We start from the raw sequence: 20,101 nt of genomic DNA on the forward strand, positions 1-20,101 counted from the left end.
GCAAACTTATTGACACGGCAAGTGCGCAGTTGCGCGTGCCCTCCAGTAATAGAACTCAAACGTTGAAATCCTTATCTGACTTCGAGGACAGCAATGCACCGCACTTTACGCCCCCAGCTTATGGAACAAGCACCTCGCCTGACGACTACATTGCGTGAAGGAGCGACAACAGCATGATCAAGCGCTGGGCGTTACCATTTCTGCTGCTGGCCTTCGGCCTTTTCTACCTGTTGCCACTGACCAGTCACGGCCTGTGGATTCCCGATGAAACCCGCTATGCCCAGATCAGCCAGGAGATGCTGCTCAATGGCGATTGGGTATCCCCACACTTCATGGGGATCCGCTACTTCGAGAAACCGATCGCCGGCTACTGGTTGATCGCCATCGGCCAGGCGATCTTTGGCGACAACCTCTTTGGAGTGCGCATTGCCTCGGCCATCAGCACGGGCTTGAGCGTGCTGTTGGCCTACCTGATCACCCGCCGCATGTGGAACGACCCGCGCAAGAGCTTCGCTGCAGCCTTGCTGTACATGAGTTTTGGCCTGATTGCCGGGCAAGCCGGGTATTCCAACCTCGATCCGCAATTCACCCTGTGGGTCAACCTGAGCCTGGTGGCGCTGTGGTTCGCCCTGGATGCCCGCAACACCCGCGAGCGCCTGCTGGCATGGGCCGCGCTGGGCGTTGCCTGCGGCATGGGCTTCATGACCAAGGGGTTCCTGGCCTGGCTGTTGCCGGTACTGATCGCCCTGCCCTACATGCTCTGGCAACGTCGCCTGGGCGAGCTGCTGCGCTATGGCCTGGTGGCGGTCGTGGTGGCGATCGGCATCAGCCTGCCCTGGGTGCTGAGCATCCACGCCCATGAACCGGACTTCTGGCGCTTTTTCTTCTGGCACGAGCACATTCGCCGCTTTGCCGCCGACAATGCTCAACATACCCGCCCCTGGTGGTTCTACCTGCCATTGCTGGTCGCTTCCAGCCTGCCCTGGGCAGCCCTGCTGCCGAGCACATTCATGCAGGCCTGGAAAGACAAGCGCCAGGCTTCAACCGGCTACCTGCTGCTGTGGTTCCTGCTGCCACTGGCCTTCTTCAGCCTGAGCCGGGGCAAGTTGCCGACCTACATCATGCCGTGCCTACTGCCATTGGCGGTGCTCATGGGCAACGTCCTGATCGAGCGCATCAGTGCCAATCAGAGCCGGGCCATTCGCATCAACAGCCTGCTCAACCTGCTGATCGGCGTCGGGGCCATGGTGGCCCTGCTGGTCATCCAGCTCACCCGGCCGGTGTATGGCCACAACGAAATGCTCAGCCTGTCCCTGGTGTTCTTCATGCTGATGGGCTGGATCATCGCCAACCTGCTGCCGGCCACCCGGCCCCTGCACTACTGGGCGGCGCCGGCCCTGGGCATCTGGTTGCTGGTGGCCCTGCTGCCGGCGGGCATGCCCGGGCTCATCGTGCATAACCAGATGCCGGACCAGTTCATCAAGGAACATGTCGAGGAGCTCAAGCAGACCAAGAGCCTGCTGAGCAACGACCTGGGCGCTGCCTCGGCCCTGGCCTGGCGCCTGCGACGTCCGGAAGTGGCGCTGTACAACACCGAGGGCGAATTGAAATATGGCCTGGCTTATGCTGATTCGGCGCAGCGCAAGGTGAGCATGGCCGACGTCGGGCAATGGGTCAGCGACGCACGCAAACAGGGTTCGGTCGGCATCGTGATGCGGGTCAAGGATGTGCTGGAAAGCCAGGAAGTGGCGCTACTGCCACCCGGTGGCAAGCGCTATGAGGAAGGCAACATGCTGATCCTGATCCTGCCACAGAGCCAACCCTGATCCGGCACCCGCCACTGACACTCGATCGACAGCGCCGACGATGGTTGGCGCTGGCTTCTCTTGATTCTTCAATGCCCTGGATGGCTGCGACTTTCCCCACCGCCGCTCTGGAAATCCATTTATGAATCTCTTTCGCAGCGAACGCGGAGCCCTGGCCCTCCTGCTCGGCGTATCCGCCTTGATCCTGGGCCTGGGCCTGGGCTTTCGCGAGCTCTGGGGGCCAGAAACCCGCTGGGCCAACATTGCCCTGCAAATGCTGCAGAGTGGCGACTACTTCGACCCCTATCTCAAGGGCGCGCCCTACTACGACAAGCCCCTGCCCTCCTACTGGCTGATTACCGCCAGCGCCTGGCTGATGGGGGGCCTGGGGCACTGGTCGCTGCGCCTGTCCTCGGTCATCGCCGCGTGGCTGAGCATCTGGCTGGTGTACCTGATCGGCGAACGGCTGTTCCACAAGGGCACCGGGCTGATCGCCGGCTGGATGCTCGCCACCACGTTCTATTTCGCCTTCTGGGCACGAGTGGCCACGGCCGACATCCTCACCGTGTGTGGCGTATTGGCCGCAGTCTGGTGGTACTGGCGGGGCCCGGAAGATACCCGCCTGGGGCGCTACATCGTGTTCTTCCTGATGCTGGCGGCCACTTCGCTGCTCAAGGGGCTGATCGGTTTCGTCTTGCCCGGGCTGATCCTGTTGCCGCACCTGTTGAGCCAGGGGCGCTGGAAACGCCACCTGAACCTGCGCCTGCTGCTGGCGCTGGGCGTCGCCGCGCTGTTCTACATGGTGCCGTTCATCCTTTCGCACCTGTACGGCGCCCCCAGCTACGGGGCAAGCGGCCTGAGCCTGGTATTTCGCGAGAACGTGGTGCGCTTCTTCGACCCGTTCGACCATGTCGGGCCGATCTACACCTACCTGATCTACCTGCCGGCCTACACCTTGCCCTGGGCGCCCTGCTGGATCCTCGGCCTGTGGCTGGCGGTTCGCCATTGGCGCCAGCTGCAACCCAACGAACGCTGGCTGGTCTGGGCCCTCGGGCTGCTGTTCCTGTTCTTCACCGCCAGCGGCAGCCGGCGCAGCTATTACGTTCTGCCCCTGGTGCCCTTTGCCCAATTGCTCGGCGCCTGGTGGCTCAACCGTCGGCTGCAGCTACGCCAGGCCGCCGGCAAACCCGGCACCCGCGGCTGGACCATCGGTTTTTCCTGCGCGGCGGTGCTGTTGCTGCTGGTGCTGGGAGTCGCTTATCCCTGGAGCAACAGTGGCGGTGGAGTGATGCAGTTCAGCGCCGACACCCGAGCCGCCGCAAGCCGGATCGCGCCCTGGAACCAATGGCGAATGGTCATGGTGGAGATCGATAACAAACTGCCGATGTACCTGCAGAACCAGGGGGCCCCGTTCTACTACGTGGCAGAAACCGAGGACTTCCCCCGCCACGGCAGCAGCGCAGACTTCATGGCCTGGCTGGACAAGACCAGCGGCCAGCACTGGGATCCGCAGCGCACCCTGATTTTCGTCCAGCAGGACCACGACCAACCGCAGATGCTCGAGTATCTGGGCAATGATCATCAGTTGATCCGCACCACACCGACCAACGGCGAGCGCCTGGCGAAAAAACCAGCGCAAGGCAGCATCGCCTTCATTCCACGCGCGGCGGGGAACTGAATGCCGGGGCTGCGCCAACGCAGCCCGGATTCACCGAGGCCGGATCAGAGGTTCAGCACATTGACGAAACGTGGCGTGGCGCTGTCGTCGATGCGCAGGTTGGTGAAGTCGAACAGGTTGCGGTCCGCCAACTGCGAGGGGATCACGTTCTGCAAGCCACGGAAAATGCTCTCGGTCCGCCCCGGGGTCTTGCGCTCCCACTCCTGCAGCATCTCCTTGACCACCTGGCGCTGCAGGTTTTCCTGTGAACCGCAGAGGTTGCACGGGATGATCGGGAACTGCTTGAGGTCGGAATAGGCCTGGATGTCTTTCTCGCTGCAGTAGGCCAGCGGCCGGATCACCACATTGCGCCCGTCATCGGCCAGCAGCTTGGGCGGCATGGCCTTGAGCGAGCCGTTGTAGAACATGTTGAGGAAAAAGGTCTCGACGATGTCATCGCGATGGTGACCCAGGGCCATCTTGGTCGCGCCGATTTCGTCGGCGAAGGTGTACAGGGTGCCACGGCGCAGGCGCGAGCACAGCGAGCAGGTGGTCTTGCCTTCGGGGATCAGTTCCTTGACCACCGAGTAGGTGTCCTTCTCGACGATGTGGTACTCGATCCCCAGCTCCTTGAGGTAGGCCGGCAGCACGTGCTCGGGAAAGCCGGGCTGCTTCTGGTCCATGTTCACCGCGACGATCTCGAACTTGATCGGCGCCACCTTCTGCAGGTGCAGCAGCACGTCGAGCATGGTGTAGCTGTCCTTGCCGCCGGACAGGCAGACCATGACCTTGTCGCCCTCTTCGATCATGTTGAAATCGGCGACCGCTTCGCCCGCCAGTCGGCGAAGGCGTTTCTGCAGTTTGTTCTGGTTGACCGTAAGAGTGCCCATGGCGCTTGAAATCCGCGAGGTATGTGACGAAAAGCCGAACATTTTACGCAAAAACCCCTGCCCCGCGAAAGCGCCGCCGAGCAACGGCGGTGGGCCCGCAGTGACAGACACACCAGCGATTAACCGGGGGATTTACAGCGCAATTTGCTCTAAAGGTGCGCACATCTGGTGAAAACTCCTCCCTATACTGCGACATAAGGTCGCACACACTTATAGACCTATACTGACTGTGCCACTTGGCTGTAAGCGCTCCGTTGGGGGGCGATGGCAACGATAAAGGAGTGACTGACCATGATTCATCATGTCGTAGGACTCTTCACCCACCCCGATCAGGAATGGCGAGACATCCGTGGCGATGCCGAGGAAAGCATCAGCCACATGTACCTCACCCACACGCTGATCCTCGCGGCGATTCCCGCCATTTCGGCTTTTATCGGCACCACCCAGGTGGGCTGGGTCATCGGCAGTCGCGCGCCGGTGATGCTGACCATGGAAAGCGCCTTGTGGATGACCATCATGTCGTACCTGGCCATGCTCGGTGGCGTGGCGGTGATGGGCGCATTCATCCACTGGATGGCCCGAACCTATGACGCCAGCCCAAGCCTGGCGCGCTGCGTAGCCTTTGCCACCTACACCGCTACACCGCTGTTCGTCGGCGGCCTGGCGGCACTGTATCCGCACATGTGGCTGGGCATGATCGTCGGCACCGCGGCTATCTGCTACACGGTCTACCTGCTCTACGTCGGGCTGCCGACCTTCATGAACATCCCGTCGGACGAAGGGTTCCTGTTTTCCAGTTCGGTACTGGCAGTCGGGCTGGTGGTACTGGTCGCGATCATGGCCTTCACCGTGATTGTCTGGGGCCTGGGCGTCGGCCCCGTGTACACCAACTGACGCCGCACCAACAATAATCCTCTGTCTGCCCACACAGGCCGCCGCAAGGCGGCCTTCTTATACCGGCGGTGGCCGAATGACCATTCGGCGCCTTGGCGATTCGGAATCCTCGCTGTTTGCGGCATACTCCCCTGCTCTGGAGAGCCGTTAAGCATGCCCGAGCAACTCAATACCCGCGTCGAAGATTGTTTCCAACTCGCTGAATCCTTTTTCAAACGTCCTTTCAAACGCCCGGTGGTCAGCCTCAAGTTGCGCGGCCAGAAAGCCGGTGTCGCCCATTTGCACGAAAACCTGCTGCGCTTCAATCCGCAGCTGTACCGGGAAAATACCGAAGACTTCCTCAAGCAGACCGTGGCTCACGAAGTGGCGCACCTGATCGCCCACCAACTGTTCGGCGAGCGCATCCAGCCCCATGGCGAAGAGTGGCAACTGATCATGCGCGGGGTGTACGAGCTGCCCCCCAATCGTTGCCATACCTATGACGTCAAACGCCGCAGCGTGACGCGCTACATCTACCGCTGCCCCTGCGCCGAGAGCGATTTTCCGTTCTCCGCACAACGCCACAAGCTGGTGGCACAGGGGCGCCGCTACCTGTGCCGGCGCTGTCGGCAGACCCTGGTTTACAGCGGCGAAACCCGGGTTGAGTGAGAGACGCTGAAGCGCTTCGCCAGCAAACCGGCGCCTACGCGATGATCCCCTCGCGGCGCAACGCCTCGATGCGCTCGGCGCTGTAGCCCAGCGCTGCCAGTACCTGTTCGGAATGCTGCCCCAGCCTGGCGCCGATATGCCGCGGTGGCGCCAACCCCTCGGAGAATTTCAGCGGACAGGCCATCTGCGCCTGCAGGCTGCCGTCTTCACGGGGCACCTGGCTGACCAGCTGGCGGGCCTTGAGCTGGGGATGCTGCAGTGCCTCGCCCAGGCTCAGCACCGGTTCGACGCACGCATCGAGGCCGGCGAACAACTGGCACAGTTCGGCGAAATCATGTTTTTCGAATTCGACCTGCAGGGCCTCCTTGAGGGCCCGTTGCTGCTCGGGCAAAGGGGACAGGCCCTGGGCCGCCAGTTCCGGTCGCCCCAGGGCCTGACACAGTTGCTGCATGAACACCGGCTCCAGGCTACCCACCGACAGCCAGCGCCCATCCCGGCTGCGGTAGTAGTCATAGAAGCTGCCGCCGTTGAGCACCTGCTGCTCCATTCCGGGCTCGACCCCACAGGCCAGATATCCCGCGCCGGCCATGGCATTCAAGCTGAACACACAGTCGGTCATGCTGATATCCAGGGACTGCCCCTGGCCGCTGTGCTGACGCGCGATCACCGCCGCCAACAGGCCGATCACGCCGTGCAACGAGCCCCCGGCGATGTCCGCCGCCTGGATTCCCAAGGGCAACGGCCCCTGCTCGCGGCGCCCGGTCTGGCTGGCCAGCCCGGCCAGGGCCAGGTAGTTGATGTCATGCCCGGCGCGATCCCTGTAGGGGCCGGTCTGGCCGTAGCCGGTAATGGAGACGTAGATCAGCCGCGGGTTGATCGCTTTCAGGGCCTCGTAGCCCAGCCCCAGGCGCTCCATCACGCCCGGGCGAAACTGTTCGAGAAGGATGTCGTAGTCCTGCACCAGTTGCCGCACCACCTCCAGCGCTTCGGGCCGCTTGAGGTCCAGGGCCAGGCTGCGCTTGTTGCGGTTGAGGTAGGCATGGCTGGCGGAAACCCCGGCATCGTGGGGCGGCAACACCCGCAACAGGTCCATGCGAGTCGGCGATTCGATGCGCAGCACCTCGGCGCCCATGTCCGCCAGCAGCAACGAGGCGAAGGGCCCCGGCAACAGGGTGGAAAAATCCAGTACCTTGAGTGACGCCAACGGCCCTTGCATATGCCCTCTCCTCTTGATCGGCTGCCCACAGAGTAGGCAGCCGCGATGCCCTCAACAATCACCGCAAGCGTCAGCCGGACTGACCGTTGCGCTCAAAAACCGAGCAATAAAAAACCCGCCGCAGCGGGTTCTTTATCTTCAGCCAGCCTTACTTGATGCTCGGCGCCGGGCCTTCGGCCACGCCCAGGTCATCGGTTTCACGGGTGTCGGTAATCGGCCGACCACCGGAAGCCAGCTCGGTCTGCAGCTTGTCTTCGTCCAGCTCCTTGACCCACTTGGCAACCACCACGGTAGCCACGGCGTTGCCCACCAGGTTGGTCAGGGCGCGGGCTTCGGACATGAAGCGGTCGATACCCAGGATCAGTGCCAGGCCAGCCACCGGCAGGTGACCCACGGCCGACAGGGTTGCAGCCAAGACGATGAAGCCGCTGCCGGTCACGCCAGCGGCGCCTTTGGAGGACAGCAGCAGCACCAGCAGCAGGGTGATCTGGTGGGTGATGTCCATGTGGGTATCAGTGGCCTGGGCGATGAACACCGCGGCCATGGTCAGGTAGATCGAAGTACCGTCGAGGTTGAACGAGTAACCGGTAGGGATCACCAGGCCGACCACCGACTTCTTGGCACCCAGGCGCTCCATCTTGATCAGCATGCGCGGCAGGGCCGATTCCGAAGAGGAAGTCCCCAGCACGATCAGCAGTTCTTCACGGATGTAGCGGATCAGCTTGATCACGCTGAAGCCGTGGGCGCGGCAGATAGCCCCCAGGACCAGCAGCACGAACACCACGCAGGTGATGTAGAAGCAGATCATCAGCTGGCCCAGTTGTACCAGGGAGCCAACGCCGTAGGCACCGATGGTGAACGCCATGGCGCCCAGCGCACCCAGGGGCGCCAGCTTCATGATCATGTTGATGATGTTGAACATCACGTGGGCGAAGCGGTCGATGAAGTCCAGCACCGGCTTGCCGTAGGCACCCAGGCGATGCAGGGCGAAACCGAAGATCACCGAGAACATCAGCACTTGCAGGATGTCGCCGTTGGCGAAGGCACCCACGATGGTCGCCGGGATGATGTTGAGGATGAAGCCGACGATGCTCTGGTCATTACCGGCCGTTACATAGGCGGCGACTTTCGAGGCGTCCAGGGTCGAAGCGTCGATGTGCATGCCCGCACCCGGCTGCACCACGTTGACCACGATCAGGCCGATCAGCAGGGCGATGGTGGAGACGATCTCGAAGTACAGCAGCGCATAGCCGCCGGTCTTGCCCACCGACTTCATGTTCTGCATACCGGCGATACCACTCACCACGGTGCAGAAGATGATCGGGGCGATGACCATCTTGATCAGTTTGATGAAGCCGTCGCCCAGGGGCTTGAGGGCCACACCGGTCTGAGGATAGAAGTGACCGAGCAGGATGCCGATGGCGATGGCAACGATCACCTGGAAATACAGGGATTTGTACAGTGGCTGACGAGTCGTCATTGCAAGTTTCCTCAAGAGCCCCGGCATGCAGCTTCCGTCGATGCATGCGGTGCCTAAAGTGCGAACCCTCCTGCGCTGGAGGGATTTGTTGTGTCGAGCTGCGTGCTGGCAGATCTTCCGGCTCTATCGCAAAGCCCGTGCCACCTTGTGAAAAAACCTTGCAGGCCTTTAGACATCAGGGGTGCGGGCTGATCCTTGCATCCGTTGCGCTGGCTGAGGCTGGCGGATTTCCGCCCACTCGCCCAATCTCGTCCTACAATTTGGCGGATATCCGCCTTGTTCCCCTACAGAGGGCTGGCTAAGATCCGCCACTCACTGGACGGACCCGCCCGCATGCGCGAACGCACCATCGCCAGCCACTTTGCCCGTGCCGCCCTCGGCGGAGCACGTCGGCACGGCTACGACTACGCGCCCCTGCTGCATCAGCTGGGCATCAGCCTCGAGCTGCTGAACCAGCCCAAGGCCCGTATCGCTCCCGAGCAATTCACCCGCCTGTTGCAGCAACTGTGGCTGGAGCTGGACGACGAGTACCTCGGGTTCGGCCGCGCTCCGAGCAAACGCGGGACCTTCGCCATGATGTGCCACGCGCTGATCCACTGTCGCACCTTGGAGAAAGCGCTCAATCGCGGCTTATTATTTTATAGCCTGTTTCCACAGGCCCCGCGCCTGAGTCTGACGCGCGAAGGAGAAATGGCCCGGCTGAGCCTGGATGATTCCGAGCTATGGGACCCTGAGCACTTTCTCAGCGAAAGCCTGCTGGTGATCTGGCATCGCCTCGGCAGTTGGCTGATCGGCCAGCGCATCCGCCTGGAACAGGCCTGTTTCAGCTATCCGAAACCCGAACACGGCGCGGAATACGACCTGCTTTTCCCCTGCCCGCTGCAGTTCACCCAAGAGCGCAGCAGCCTGCTGTTCCACAGCCGCTACCTGGGCATGCCACTGTTGCAGGATGAACGCACCCTCAAGCACTTCCTCGAACGCTCGCCCGCCGACCTGCTGTCGCGCCCGGACGAAGGCGACAGCCTGAGCAGCCAACTGCGGCGCCTGCTCAGCCGCGACCGTGAGCGCTGGCCGGATCTGGAAAGCGTCGCCCAGCACCTGCACGTCAGCCCACAGACCCTGCGCCGGCATCTGCGCGAAGAAGGCTCGAGCTTCCAGGAATTGAAGGATGAATTGCGCCGTGACATCGCCATCTACCACCTCGGCCGCGCCGACCTGTCCTTGCAACAGATCGCTGAACAGCTGGGTTTTTCCGAACCCTCGGCCTTTCACCGAGCGTTCAAGAAATGGACCGGGCTGACCCCGGGCGCCTATCGCGCCCGGGAGCAATAGCCAAGGCGCCCGCTACAGGGCTGGAAAATGAATCCGGAAAGCCGCGCCCCCCAGGGCGGAATCTCCCAGGGTCAATTGCGCGCCGTAACTCTCGATGATGTCCTTGACCACTGCCAAGCCAATGCCCTGCCCCGGGTGCTGGCGGTCCAGGCGTTCGCCACGCTGGAGAATCCGCGCCCGCTGGTCCGGTGGCACGCCAGGACCGTCGTCTTCCACGCACAGCTCGGAACCATCAAGGGTCTCACGCACGCTGATGCGCACTGAACTCAGGCACAGGCGATAGGCGTTCTCCAACAGGTTGCCGAGCAGCTCCAGCAAGGCGCCTTGCTCGATCGGCAGGTAGCAGCGCTCGGGCAGGTCGAACGAGACCCGCACCTGTTTGTCGCGATAGACCTTGTCCAGGGTGTCGCACAAGCTTTGCAACACTGGCCGCAGGCGCACCTGATGGCGCACCAGACCGCTCTTGCGCAGGCTGGCGCGCTGCAACTGGTAGCTGATCTGCTGGCTCATGCGCTCGATCTGCGCCTGCAGCACCCAGGCCTGCTCACGATCCTGAGGCCGCTGCGCCATGTCCTCGCTGACCCCCTGCAACACCGTCAACGGGGTTTTCAGGCTGTGGGCCAGGTCATCCAGGGAGTCACGATAGCGGCTGCGTTGTTCACGCTCGCTTTGCAGCAGGCGGTTCAACGAGCCGGTCAGGCGCAACAGCTCCCGCGGATGCTCCTCACTGAGGCTCTGGCGGGTGCCGCTTTCGATCTGGTCCAGTTCCTGGCTCAAGCGCCGCAAGGCTTGCAGGCCCCAGGTCAGGCCCAGCCAGAGCAGCGCCAGAAGCACCAGCAAGGCCGCGCCAAAGCCCAGGTAGAGGTTCTCTCGCACCCCTTCCAGGGTTTGCTGGTACTCGCGCACCGGCTGCAGCGCCACGATGCTGAAGGCGGCATTCTTGCCCCCCAGCAGCTTGATCTCGACGTCGTAGACGAAAAATTCCTGGCCATTGGCTTCGCGGATCCTGGCGAACTCATTACCGCGCCCGTCATACCGCGGCCGGTAGTTGATGTTCTCTTCCTGGGTCGCCCGCGAACGCCAGACAAGATGCCCTTCGCGGTCATAGATGTAGCCCAGCAGCCGGCTATCGGCGAGGTTGAAGCGCTCGTCGGGCAACTGCGCGGGCATCTGCAAGCGGTTGTTCTCGATCCGCGCCGCGCTGATCAGGGTGGTGACATCGGAAGCCAGGCGCTTCTCGATGGAGTCCTGCAACGCCAGGCTGAAGGCGCCCTGCATGGCTGGCAGCAAGGCCAGCATGAACAGCACCGCCAGGGTCGTGGCTGCCAGCATCAGGCGCAGGCGCAGCGATCGAATCATCGGCAACGCTCGTTGAACAGGTAGCCCAGGCCACGCACCGTATCGATCGGCTTGAAGCCTGACGGCCCTTCCAGTTTGCGCCGCAGGCGCCCAACCAGAACCTCGATGACATTCGGATCGCGCTCGTCATCGTCCGGGTACAGCTGCTCCATGAGCCGGTCCTTGGCCACCACCTGCTGGTGATGCCGCATCAGGTACTCGAGGATCCGGTATTCGTAGGCGGTCAAGGCCAGGGGCTGTTCATCCAGGGAAGCCTGTTTGCGATTCAGGTCCAGCAGCAACGGCCCGGCAATGATGGTCGACTGGGTAAAACCGCAGGAACGCCGCAGCAGCGCATTGAGCCGCGCATCCAGCTCCTCGAACTGAAACGGCTTGACCACATAGTCATCGGCACCGGCGGCCAGGCCTTCGACCTTGTCCTGCCAATTACCGCGCGCAGTGAGGATGAGGATCGGAAATGTCTTGCCGGCGGCGCGCAACTGGCGGATCAGGTCCAGCCCGCCCATGCCCGGCAAGCCCAGGTCGATCACCGCCAGGTCGTGATTGAACTGCTCGGTCTGATACAACGCCTCCTCGGCGTTAGCCACGGACTCGACCACATGACCGCTGTCGGTGAGGCGGGTTTGCAAGTGATGACGCAACAGCGCCTCATCTTCGACGACCAGCAACTTCATAACGCTCTCCCAGGCAAAATTCGACATCTCCAGGGGCGCCCTTGCGCCCGGATGATTAATGCGCCAACGCCGGACCGTGCCCAAGGCACGATCCGGCGCGGTTCAGGCCAGGCCGCTTATTCAGAAAGCATAGTTGGCCGACAGGTAGGTCTGGGCGCTGCTGTTCAGGCTCAGCGAACCCTGCTTGCTGCCACCGCGCTCGCTCATCTCGGTCCCGGCATTGCTGCGCAGGTAACGGTAGCCAAGCTCCACCGAGGTGTTCTGTGAAACCTGTTGCAGGACACCGGCCTGCACCCCCACCGCATAACCGATATCGCTGTCACGGCTGAAACCCGGGGATTCTTGAGTCAGCTTGGTCAGGCCGGCTGTGCCGCCGCCAAAGAGTTTGGTGCTGCTGGTCACCGGCAGGAACATATCGTAACTGCCCAGCAGGTTTTGCTGACGCAGTTTAATGCCGTTGTGCGAGCCAGAAACATAATCGTAAGTCGCGTAGTAGCGAGCCTGGTCATTCTGCTGCCCAGCGCGTATGCCCCAGGTGTTGTCCTTGCCGATCACGCCGTCGGCGTTGGGGTGGCCAAGGTTGCTGTTGAGCTGGCTGGATTTATCGATCTTGTTGCTGGTCTGGCCGAAGCTCAAACCGACAAAGTTGCTGTCAGCGGCATGGGCGGCGGCGCTGGCGCCGAAAACGGTAAAGGCCAGGAACAGTTTTTTCAATGAAGTCATAGGAAGTTTCCTTTGCGCTATTGGCTATTTGGGTACCGGGCCAGAGTAAACAGCCCGCCCTGAACTCCCCCTGAACACATCCTTAACCTCGCCTGAACCAGATCGACTAGGCTGTCCTGACGCCTTTTCAACTGGAGTTCCGCCCATGCGCCTGCTCTTGGTGGGGGCTCAACGATTGCGCCAAGCGCCGGGCCCGCGACCTCGCGGCCCTGGGCTACAGCGCCCTGGCCATCGACATGTACGGCGAAGGCAAGCACACCGAGCACCCGACGGACGCCATGGCCTTCATGCAGGCCGCACTCAAAGACAGTGCCGCCGCCAGCGCACGCTTCAATAGCAAACAGGGCGACAGAACAGCCTGCCATGGGTTGCCGCCGATGCTCTGCGGCAACCCTTTGCGCTACGCGCGACTACCCTCGATCGCAGCAACCCGGCACACTAGCGGCCATGAATGCTCTTCCCCCTCTCCCCGCTTGCTGCACCCCACTGGACGCTGCCTGGCCGCTGCCGGACGTCTTGCCCCAAGCCCTTTGGCTGAGCACCCGGTTCGACCCCGGGCAACTGGCTGCGGATGATTTCCAGCGCGCTGGCATCGAGGCGCCACCGAGCATCCAGCGCTCGGTAGCCAAGCGCCAGGCCGAGTTCCTCGCCGGACGCCTGTGCGCCCGGGCCGCCTTGCAGCGCTTGCAGCAACTGGACTGGGTGCCGCCCATAGGCGAAGACCGAGCGCCGATCTGGCCCGCACATATCTGCGGCTCGATCACCCACAGCAACGGGCACGCCGCAGCCATCGTCGCCGACAAGCAACACTGGCGAGCCCTGGGAATGGACCTGGAGCACCTGCTCAGCGACGAACGCGCGAGCAAACTGGCCGAGCAGATTTTGACCCCAGCCGAACTGCAGCGCCGCGACCAGCTGCCAGCGGCGCTGCACGCCCTGGCGGTAACCCTGACCTTCTCGATCAAGGAAAGCCTGTTCAAGGCCCTGTACCCGCTGGTGCAGAAGCGCTTCTACTTCGAGCATGCCGAGGTACTGGAATGGTCCCCCGCAGGCCCGGTACGGATGCGCCTGCTGACCGACCTGTCCGAGGAGTGGCAACAAGGCTGCGAACTGCAAGGGCAATTCGCCGTGAACGACCATCACCTGCTGAGCCTGGTCGCCATCAAGGCCTGAGCCAGGAAGCGCCTCAGCGGGGTTCCTGGTGCCTTGGCCAGGTCAGGCTGAAGCAGGCGCCGCCAAGGTTCTTGCTTCTGCTGATAAGGGCCCGGCCGTCATGCCAATGGATGATCCGCCGCACAATCGACAGCCCCAGCCCGTGCCCGCCGGAAGCGCGGGTGCGGCTGTCATCCAGGCGCAGGAACGGGGTGAAGATTTTTTCCCAGGCATGTTCCGGCACCCCGGGGCCGTCGTCCTCGACATCCACCCGGCAGCGCAACTGGCCCACCTGATAGCTCACCGTCACCTGGGACTCGGCATGGCGCATCGCGTTGCTCACCAGGTTCTGCAAAGCCCGGTGCAAGTAGCGTGGCTCCGCTTCGATCCAGGCGCCGTCGCACTCGGCAGCGGACAGGCACAGGCCACGCTGAACCTTGAGGTTGGCCCGTAGCGGGGCCAGTTCGCTGATCACCTGATTGATCAGGGCATCGAGGTCGATGCGCTGGAAGTTCAGGGCCGGCGAGCCCTGCTCCAGACGGGCGTAGGTGAGCATCTCGTCCACCAGCCGGTCGAGGTCCTGAATGTCGTTGTCCATGCCGTCCAGGTACTTCTGCCGCGCCTGGTCGGTGCTCGCCGAGGCGATCATCTCCAGGCCGAAACGCAGCCGCGCCACCGGTGTGCGCAGCTCGTGGGAGACCGCCCGCACCAGCTCGCGCTGGATCGCCAGCAACCGCTGCAAGTGCTCGGCCATGCCATTGAAGGCCGCCGCCAGCCTTCCGACCGAGTCTGCACCACGGGCCGGGACCCGGGTCTCCAGGCTGCCCTTGGCGATCCGCGTGGCCGCCGACTCCAGGCCCCTGAGCCGCCGCTCCAGTTGCCGCACCAATAAATAGACGATCAGGCCGATCAGGCTCAGCCCCAGCACGGCAATCAATACCAACCATTGCGGTGGATAAGGATTCATCTGATACAGCGGGCCGATCTCAAGCACCCAGGGCGTGCCCACCAATCCGGCGAAGACGCGGATCGAATCGCCGCCCTTGCCCAGGGCCATGACCGTGTCGCCCTCTGCCACCCGGCGCCGCTGATCCTCGTCCATGTCGGCGGCATCGAGGGTCGACAACTGCATACCGAAGCCAAAGCCCTTGGCCTCTTTCAAGGCAGCCAGGCGCTGGGGCTGCTCCGCCACCGGATAACGCACCAGCTCGTCCGCCAGCAGATAGATCGTCGCCCGAGCCAGTTGCTCGCTGATCTGCTGCACCTCGGCGCTGAGCAGCAACTGTTCCTTTTCACTGACCAGGCGATAGACCCGTGCCGCGAATGGCCCGGTCTGTTCCACCAGTGCCTGGCCACGCAGCACCCGGCTACGCTGGCTGCTGTCCAGGCTGGTCTGGCTGAAGGTCTTGAGGCTCAGGGGAATGCCCAGCAGGCGCTCCCACACCGCCAACGCCCGGCGCCGCTCGATCTCGCTCATCGGCTGCAGGTTATCCGCCATCAACGAAAAGGTCCCGTGAGCCAGCCGCTCGCGGTACTGCTCGCTGCGTACCTGGTTCAACAGGTGCAGGGCCAGCACCCCGAGCAGCGCCACGAGGATCAGCGCGGCGCACATGCCGCCATAGATACGCAGGAAGATCGAGTTCACGAGAGCAGGTCGGCAGCGGCTTCGGGAACGAACAGGTACCCCTTGCTGCGAATGGTCTTGATCAACCGCGGGTGTTCCGGGTCATCGCCGATCTTCGGGCGGATGCGCGAGATTCGCACATCGATGGAGCGGTCCTGGCCGTCATAGCCGATGCCGCGCAGGGCGGTGAAGATTTCCTCGCGGGAGAGGATCCGCCCGGCATTCGCCACCAGCAGCCACAGCAGGTCGAACTCGGCGCTGGTCAACTCGATCCCGGCATCGCTCAGCCAGGCCTCGCGCAGGGCGTTGTCCACCACCAGCGGGCCGAACTGCAGGCGGCGGGTTTTCTCCACGGCCGGCTCCAGCGCTTCGCTGCGCCGCAACAGGGCCTGGATGCGCGCCAACAACAGCCGCGGTCGCACCGGCTTGCAGACATAGTCGTCGGCGCCCAGGTCCAGGCCCATGACCTGGTCCATGTCATCGGTACGGGCGGTGAGCATGAGGATGGCTCCGTCATAACGATCCCGGACCTTGCGGCAGATACTCAAGCCATCTTCACCCGGCAGCATCAGGTCGAGAATCACCAGGTCCGGCTGCTCGGCAATGATCCTCGCCGCCGCCCGGGCGCCGTTGCCCTCGATCGCCACCTGCAGACCATTGCTTTCGAGATATTCACGGGTCAACTCAGCCAGACGCTGGTCATCCTCGACAATCAGTACCTGCCAGGCTTCCTGTTCCACACACGACCTCTTCTTGTTCTATTGCCAGCTTCCCGTCGACCACAAAGGCCGCGTCTTTCTGTCATGAAAAAGGCGGATAACACTCGTTGAGAAAGCGGGCTGGTTTGCCATGGGAACGGCCGGGCAACCCCGGTCGATCGCTGCGGATTGTAGCAACCGGCACAGGCGCTCACACAAGCGGCTAAAACGATTCGGTCAGGGCGTTTTTTTGTGATAGGGTTCGCGCCCGCAAAAATCCGCCCAAGGCAATTTTCGACGGTAAAAAACAGTGACAAACGGTTCCATGCACTGGGACTGCGGGCTGCGTGAGTTTTACCCAGTCCATACACAATTTACGCACAACCTTATCCACAGGCAGTACGTTGCAATCAGCCCCCAAAACGCATTATCTTGTAGCCCGGCGGCTAAAAATCCCTATATCTAGGGTTTTGCACAAAAAACCAAACACAATTCAGACGAGAAACTCAAGCCCTTTTCTTGCCCCGTTTGGTGGAACCAATCGCTATTTCAGAAGACCAACACCGCGCGTGCGGATGGCACCGTTTTCCACCTTGTCCAGGAGAAAGCGGTACGGGTGTTGCAGCAACGAGACTGTCACCCACCAGGAATAAGGTGCCGAGCTCCGGCTCGGCACCCATGACTTCGGCATGGAAGCGGCGCCTATAGCCCCCTTCCTGAACTGTCCCGAAGTTGTTATGCCCGGCCGCAGCCGGATGTAGTGCTTCAGGACGGAACGGTGGGCACCCAAACGGTGCCCAAACAAACATAGAGAACGTGGAGACACCCATGCAAACCGACACAACTCGCGAGAACTCGCAGGCCAATGCGCCGCAGGCCGCCGATTCCACTCAGGATCTGTCTGCTACCGCACCTGGCCAATTGCGCGTGATCAAGCGTAACGGCACTGTCGTTCCTTATACCGATGACAAGATCACCGTCGCGATCACCAAAGCGTTCCTCGCAGTTGAAGGCGGCACCGCCGCCGCCTCGTCGCGAATCCACGACACCGTGGCGCGCCTGACCGAGCAGGTCACCGCAACCTTCAAGCGTCGCATGCCTTCGGGCGGCACCATCCACATCGAAGAAATCCAGGACCAGGTCGAACTGGCCCTGATGCGCGCCGGCGAGCAGAAAGTCGCCCGTGACTACGTGATCTACCGTGACTCCCGCGCCAAGGAACGTGCGACCCGCTCCACCAGCGAAGAGCCGGTGCAAGCCCACCCTTCGATCCGCATCACCCGCGCCGATGGCAGCTTCGCGCCCCTGGACATGGGCCGCCTGAACACCATCGTCAGCGAAGCCTGCGAAGGCCTGGAAGAAGTCGACGGCGACCTGATCCAGCGCGAAACCCTGAAGAACCTCTACGACGGCGTGGCCCTGAAAGACGTCAACACCGCCCTGGTGATGACTGCCCGCACCCTGGTCGAGCGCGAGCCGAACTACTCGTTCGTCACCGCCCGCCTGCTGATGGACACCCTGCGTGCCGAAGGCCTGGGCTTCCTCGAAGTGGCCGAAAGCGCCACCCACCACGAAATGGCCGACCTGTACGCCAAGGCGCTGCCGGCCTACGTCGCCAAGGGTATCGAGTTCGAACTGCTGAACCCGGTGCTGGCTGAATTCGACCTGGAAAAACTCGGCAAGGCGATCAACCACGAGCGCGACCAGCAGTTCACCTACCTGGGCCTGCAAACCCTGTACGACCGTTACTTCATCCACAAGGACGGTATCCGCTTCGAACTGCCGCAGATCTTCTTCATGCGCGTGGCCATGGGCCTGGCGATCGAAGAGAAGCAGCGTGAAGACCGCGCCATCGAGTTCTACAACCTGCTGTCGTCCTTCGACTACATGGCTTCGACCCCGACCCTGTTCAACGCCGGTACCCTGCGTCCCCAGCTGTCGAGCTGCTACCTGACCACCGTTCCGGACGACCTGTCGGGCATCTACGGCGCCATCCACGACAACGCCATGCTGTCGAAATTCGCCGGCGGCCTGGGCAACGACTGGACACCGGTTCGCGCGCTGGGCTCCTACATCAAGGGCACCAACGGCAAATCCCAGGGCGTCGTGCCATTCCTGAAAGTGGTCAACGACACCGCTGTAGCCGTGAACCAGGGTGGCAAGCGCAAGGGCGCTGTGTGTGCCTACCTGGAAACCTGGCACATGGACATCGAAGAGTTCATCGAGCTGCGCAAGAACACCGGTGATGATCGTCGTCGTACCCACGACATGAACACCGCCAACTGGATCCCCGACCTGTTCATGAAGCGTGTCTTCGACGACGGCAAGTGGACCCTGTTCTCGCCGTCCGAAGTACCGGACCTGCACGACCTGACCGGCAAGGCCTTCGAAGAGCGCTACGAGTACTACGAAGCCCTGACCGAGTACCCGGGCAAGGTCAAGCTGTTCAAGACCATCCAGGCCAAAGACCTGTGGCGCAAGATGCTCTCCATGCTGTTTGAAACCGGCCACCCATGGCTGACCTTCAAAGACCCGTGCAACCTGCGCAGCCCGCAGCAGCACGTGGGCGTGGTCCACAGCTCGAACCTGTGCACCGAGATCACCTTGAACACCAACAAGGACGAGATCGCCGTTTGCAACCTGGGCTCGATCAACCTGCCGAACCACATCGTCAACGGCAAGCTGGACACCGCCAAGCTGCAACGCACCGTGAACACCGCCGTGCGCATGCTCGACAACGTGATCGACATCAACTACTACTCGGTGCCGCAAGCGAAGAACTCCAACTTCAAGCACCGTCCGGTCGGCCTGGGCATCATGGGCTTCCAGGACGCGCTGTACCTGCAGCACATCGCCTACGGCTCCGACGCTGCCGTCGAGTTCGCCGACAAGTCCATGGAAGCGGTCAGCTACTACGCGATCCAGGCTTCCTGCGACCTGGCCGACGAGCGCGGCGCCTACGAGACCTTCCAGGGCTCGCTGTGGTCCAAAGGCATCCTGCCGCTGGACTCGCAACAGATCCTGATCGAGGCCCGTGGCCAGAAGTACATCGATGTGGACCTCAACGAAACCCTGGACTGGGCGCCGGTACGTGCCCGCGTGCAGAAAGGCATTCGTAACTCCAACATCATGGCCATCGCACCGACCGCGACCATCGCCAACATCACCGGCGTATCGCAGTCGATCGAACCGACTTACCAGAACCTGTATGTGAAATCCAACCTGTCGGGCGAATTCACCGTGATCAACCCGTACCTGGTTCGCGACCTGAAAGCTCGCGGCCTGTGGGACTCGGTGATGATCAACGACCTGAAGTACTACGACGGTTCGGTGCAGCAGATCGAGCGCATCCCGCAGGAGCTCAAAGAGCTCTACGCGACCGCCTTCGAAGTGGAAACCAAGTGGATCGTCGACGCCGCCAGCCGTCGCCAGAAGTGGATCGACCAGGCTCAGTCGCTGAACCTGTACATCGCCGGCGCTTCGGGCAAGAAGCTCGACGTGACCTACCGCATGGCTTGGTACCGTGGCCTGAAAACCACCTACTACCTCCGCGCCCTGGCCGCCACCAGCACCGAGAAGTCGACCATCAACACCGGCAAGCTGAACGCTGTTTCCAGCGGCGGCAACCACGGTGACGACTCGGTCCTGGCCGCGCCTGCCGGCCCTGCTCCAGTGCCGAAGGCTTGCGCCATCGACGAGCCGGATTGCGAAGCTTGCCAATAAGCTGAGCTGACAGGTGCCCTCGGGCACCTGCCACAACCCCCGATAGACCTCCGGTTTATCGGGGGTTTTCTTTTGCCCCCCCCTTCCAGCCCGCTTGCCGGTGAACAACCACATCCCCATGCAGAGCCGCCTTCGCGGGCAAACCAGCTTCCACAAGGGCGAGGGGTTATCGGGCAGGCACAAAAAAGCCCCTCGATGAGGGGCTTTTGGTACAGCGCTTCAAGCA

The 20,101-nt window shown here is 62.5% G+C and carries 15 protein-coding genes and 1 pseudogene; 8 read left to right on the plus strand and 8 right to left on the minus strand.

Going from position 1 to position 20,101, the window contains the following annotated elements; genetic code table 11:
• The first annotated feature begins 173 nt into the window (after positions 1 to 173).
• Together arnT and LXM55_RS09890 are read left to right on the plus strand one after the other, a co-directional pair.
• Positions 174 to 1,826, plus strand: coding sequence for a lipid IV(A) 4-amino-4-deoxy-L-arabinosyltransferase (gene arnT, locus LXM55_RS09885; protein ID WP_233320216.1), 1,653 nt, complete (start codon positions 174 to 176; stop codon positions 1,824 to 1,826).
• Between the two features lie 121 nt (positions 1,827 to 1,947).
• The gene (locus LXM55_RS09890) at positions 1,948 to 3,483 is read left to right on the plus strand and encodes an ArnT family glycosyltransferase (protein WP_233320217.1); all 1,536 of its coding nucleotides are present in this window, start codon (positions 1,948 to 1,950) and stop codon (positions 3,481 to 3,483) included.
• Positions 3,484 to 3,527: 44 nt separating this feature from the next.
• Here LXM55_RS09890 and ttcA read toward each other — a convergent pair whose 3' ends face one another.
• Positions 3,528 to 4,352: a tRNA 2-thiocytidine(32) synthetase TtcA gene (gene ttcA, locus LXM55_RS09895; protein ID WP_233320218.1), complete on the minus strand. Its 825-nt coding sequence runs from the start codon at positions 4,350 to 4,352 to the stop codon at positions 3,528 to 3,530.
• A gap of 291 nt (positions 4,353 to 4,643) precedes the next feature.
• Here ttcA and LXM55_RS09900 point away from each other — a divergent pair, with 291 nt between their 5' ends.
• Both LXM55_RS09900 and LXM55_RS09905 read left to right on the plus strand, forming a co-directional pair.
• Complete coding sequence (locus LXM55_RS09900) at positions 4,644 to 5,246, plus strand: Yip1 family protein (RefSeq protein ID WP_047288496.1); 603 nt, start codon at positions 4,644 to 4,646, stop codon at positions 5,244 to 5,246.
• 153 nt (positions 5,247 to 5,399) lie between these two features.
• Positions 5,400 to 5,894, plus strand: coding sequence for a SprT family zinc-dependent metalloprotease (locus tag LXM55_RS09905; protein WP_011062728.1), 495 nt, complete (start codon positions 5,400 to 5,402; stop codon positions 5,892 to 5,894).
• A 34-nt stretch (positions 5,895 to 5,928) separates the two neighbouring features.
• On the opposite strand, the gene LXM55_RS09910 is transcribed toward LXM55_RS09905, so the two are convergent.
• Together LXM55_RS09910 and LXM55_RS09915 are read right to left on the minus strand one after the other, a co-directional pair.
• Positions 5,929 to 7,110: a CaiB/BaiF CoA transferase family protein gene (locus tag LXM55_RS09910; RefSeq protein ID WP_233320219.1), complete on the minus strand. Its 1,182-nt coding sequence runs from the start codon at positions 7,108 to 7,110 to the stop codon at positions 5,929 to 5,931.
• A 148-nt stretch (positions 7,111 to 7,258) separates the two neighbouring features.
• Positions 7,259 to 8,590, minus strand: a complete 1,332-nt coding sequence (locus LXM55_RS09915; RefSeq protein WP_233320220.1) for a dicarboxylate/amino acid:cation symporter — start codon at positions 8,588 to 8,590, stop codon at positions 7,259 to 7,261.
• Positions 8,591 to 8,923: 333 nt separating this feature from the next.
• Between LXM55_RS09915 and LXM55_RS09920 the strand changes: the two genes are divergently transcribed.
• On the plus strand, positions 8,924 to 9,922 hold the full coding sequence (locus tag LXM55_RS09920; RefSeq protein WP_233320221.1) for an AraC family transcriptional regulator: 999 nt from the start codon (positions 8,924 to 8,926) through the stop codon (positions 9,920 to 9,922).
• A 12-nt stretch (positions 9,923 to 9,934) separates the two neighbouring features.
• Here LXM55_RS09920 and LXM55_RS09925 read toward each other — a convergent pair whose 3' ends face one another.
• From LXM55_RS09925 to LXM55_RS09935, 3 genes are all read right to left on the minus strand, one after another.
• Positions 9,935 to 11,281, minus strand: coding sequence for an ATP-binding protein (locus LXM55_RS09925; RefSeq protein WP_233320222.1), 1,347 nt, complete (start codon positions 11,279 to 11,281; stop codon positions 9,935 to 9,937).
• Positions 11,278 to 11,955, minus strand: coding sequence for a response regulator (locus LXM55_RS09930; RefSeq protein ID WP_233320223.1), 678 nt, complete (start codon positions 11,953 to 11,955; stop codon positions 11,278 to 11,280). Before LXM55_RS09930 ends, LXM55_RS09925 begins: the two co-directional genes overlap by 4 nt.
• Positions 11,956 to 12,075: 120 nt before the next feature.
• Entirely contained in the window at positions 12,076 to 12,678 is a 603-nt protein-coding gene (locus LXM55_RS09935) for a hypothetical protein (protein ID WP_233320224.1), read from the minus strand.
• 158 nt (positions 12,679 to 12,836) lie between these two features.
• Between LXM55_RS09935 and LXM55_RS09940 the strand changes: the two are divergent.
• Both LXM55_RS09940 and LXM55_RS09945 read left to right on the plus strand, forming a co-directional pair.
• A pseudogene (locus tag LXM55_RS09940) lies at positions 12,837 to 13,010 on the plus strand (dienelactone hydrolase family protein); the annotation flags it as partial.
• A 115-nt stretch (positions 13,011 to 13,125) separates the two neighbouring features.
• Positions 13,126 to 13,851, plus strand: coding sequence for a 4'-phosphopantetheinyl transferase family protein (locus LXM55_RS09945; RefSeq protein ID WP_233320225.1), 726 nt, complete (start codon positions 13,126 to 13,128; stop codon positions 13,849 to 13,851).
• Positions 13,852 to 13,864: 13 nt separating this feature from the next.
• On the opposite strand, the gene LXM55_RS09950 is transcribed toward LXM55_RS09945, so the two are convergent.
• Entirely contained in the window at positions 13,865 to 15,475 is a 1,611-nt protein-coding gene (locus LXM55_RS09950) for an ATP-binding protein (RefSeq protein WP_233320226.1), read from the minus strand.
• On the minus strand, positions 15,472 to 16,194 hold the full coding sequence (locus LXM55_RS09955; RefSeq protein WP_233320227.1) for a response regulator: 723 nt from the start codon (positions 16,192 to 16,194) through the stop codon (positions 15,472 to 15,474). The genes LXM55_RS09950 and LXM55_RS09955 overlap by 4 nt, the downstream gene beginning before the upstream one ends.
• A 786-nt stretch (positions 16,195 to 16,980) precedes the next feature.
• On the opposite strand from LXM55_RS09955, the gene LXM55_RS09960 reads away from it, so the two are divergent.
• Complete coding sequence (locus LXM55_RS09960; RefSeq protein ID WP_233320228.1) at positions 16,981 to 19,875, plus strand: ribonucleoside-diphosphate reductase subunit alpha; 2,895 nt, start codon at positions 16,981 to 16,983, stop codon at positions 19,873 to 19,875.
• The last annotated feature ends 226 nt before the right edge of the window (positions 19,876 to 20,101 follow it).

The sequence above is a fragment of the Pseudomonas sp. Au-Pse12 genome (assembly GCF_021341665.1).
Lineage (GTDB): Bacteria > Pseudomonadota > Gammaproteobacteria > Pseudomonadales > Pseudomonadaceae > Aquipseudomonas.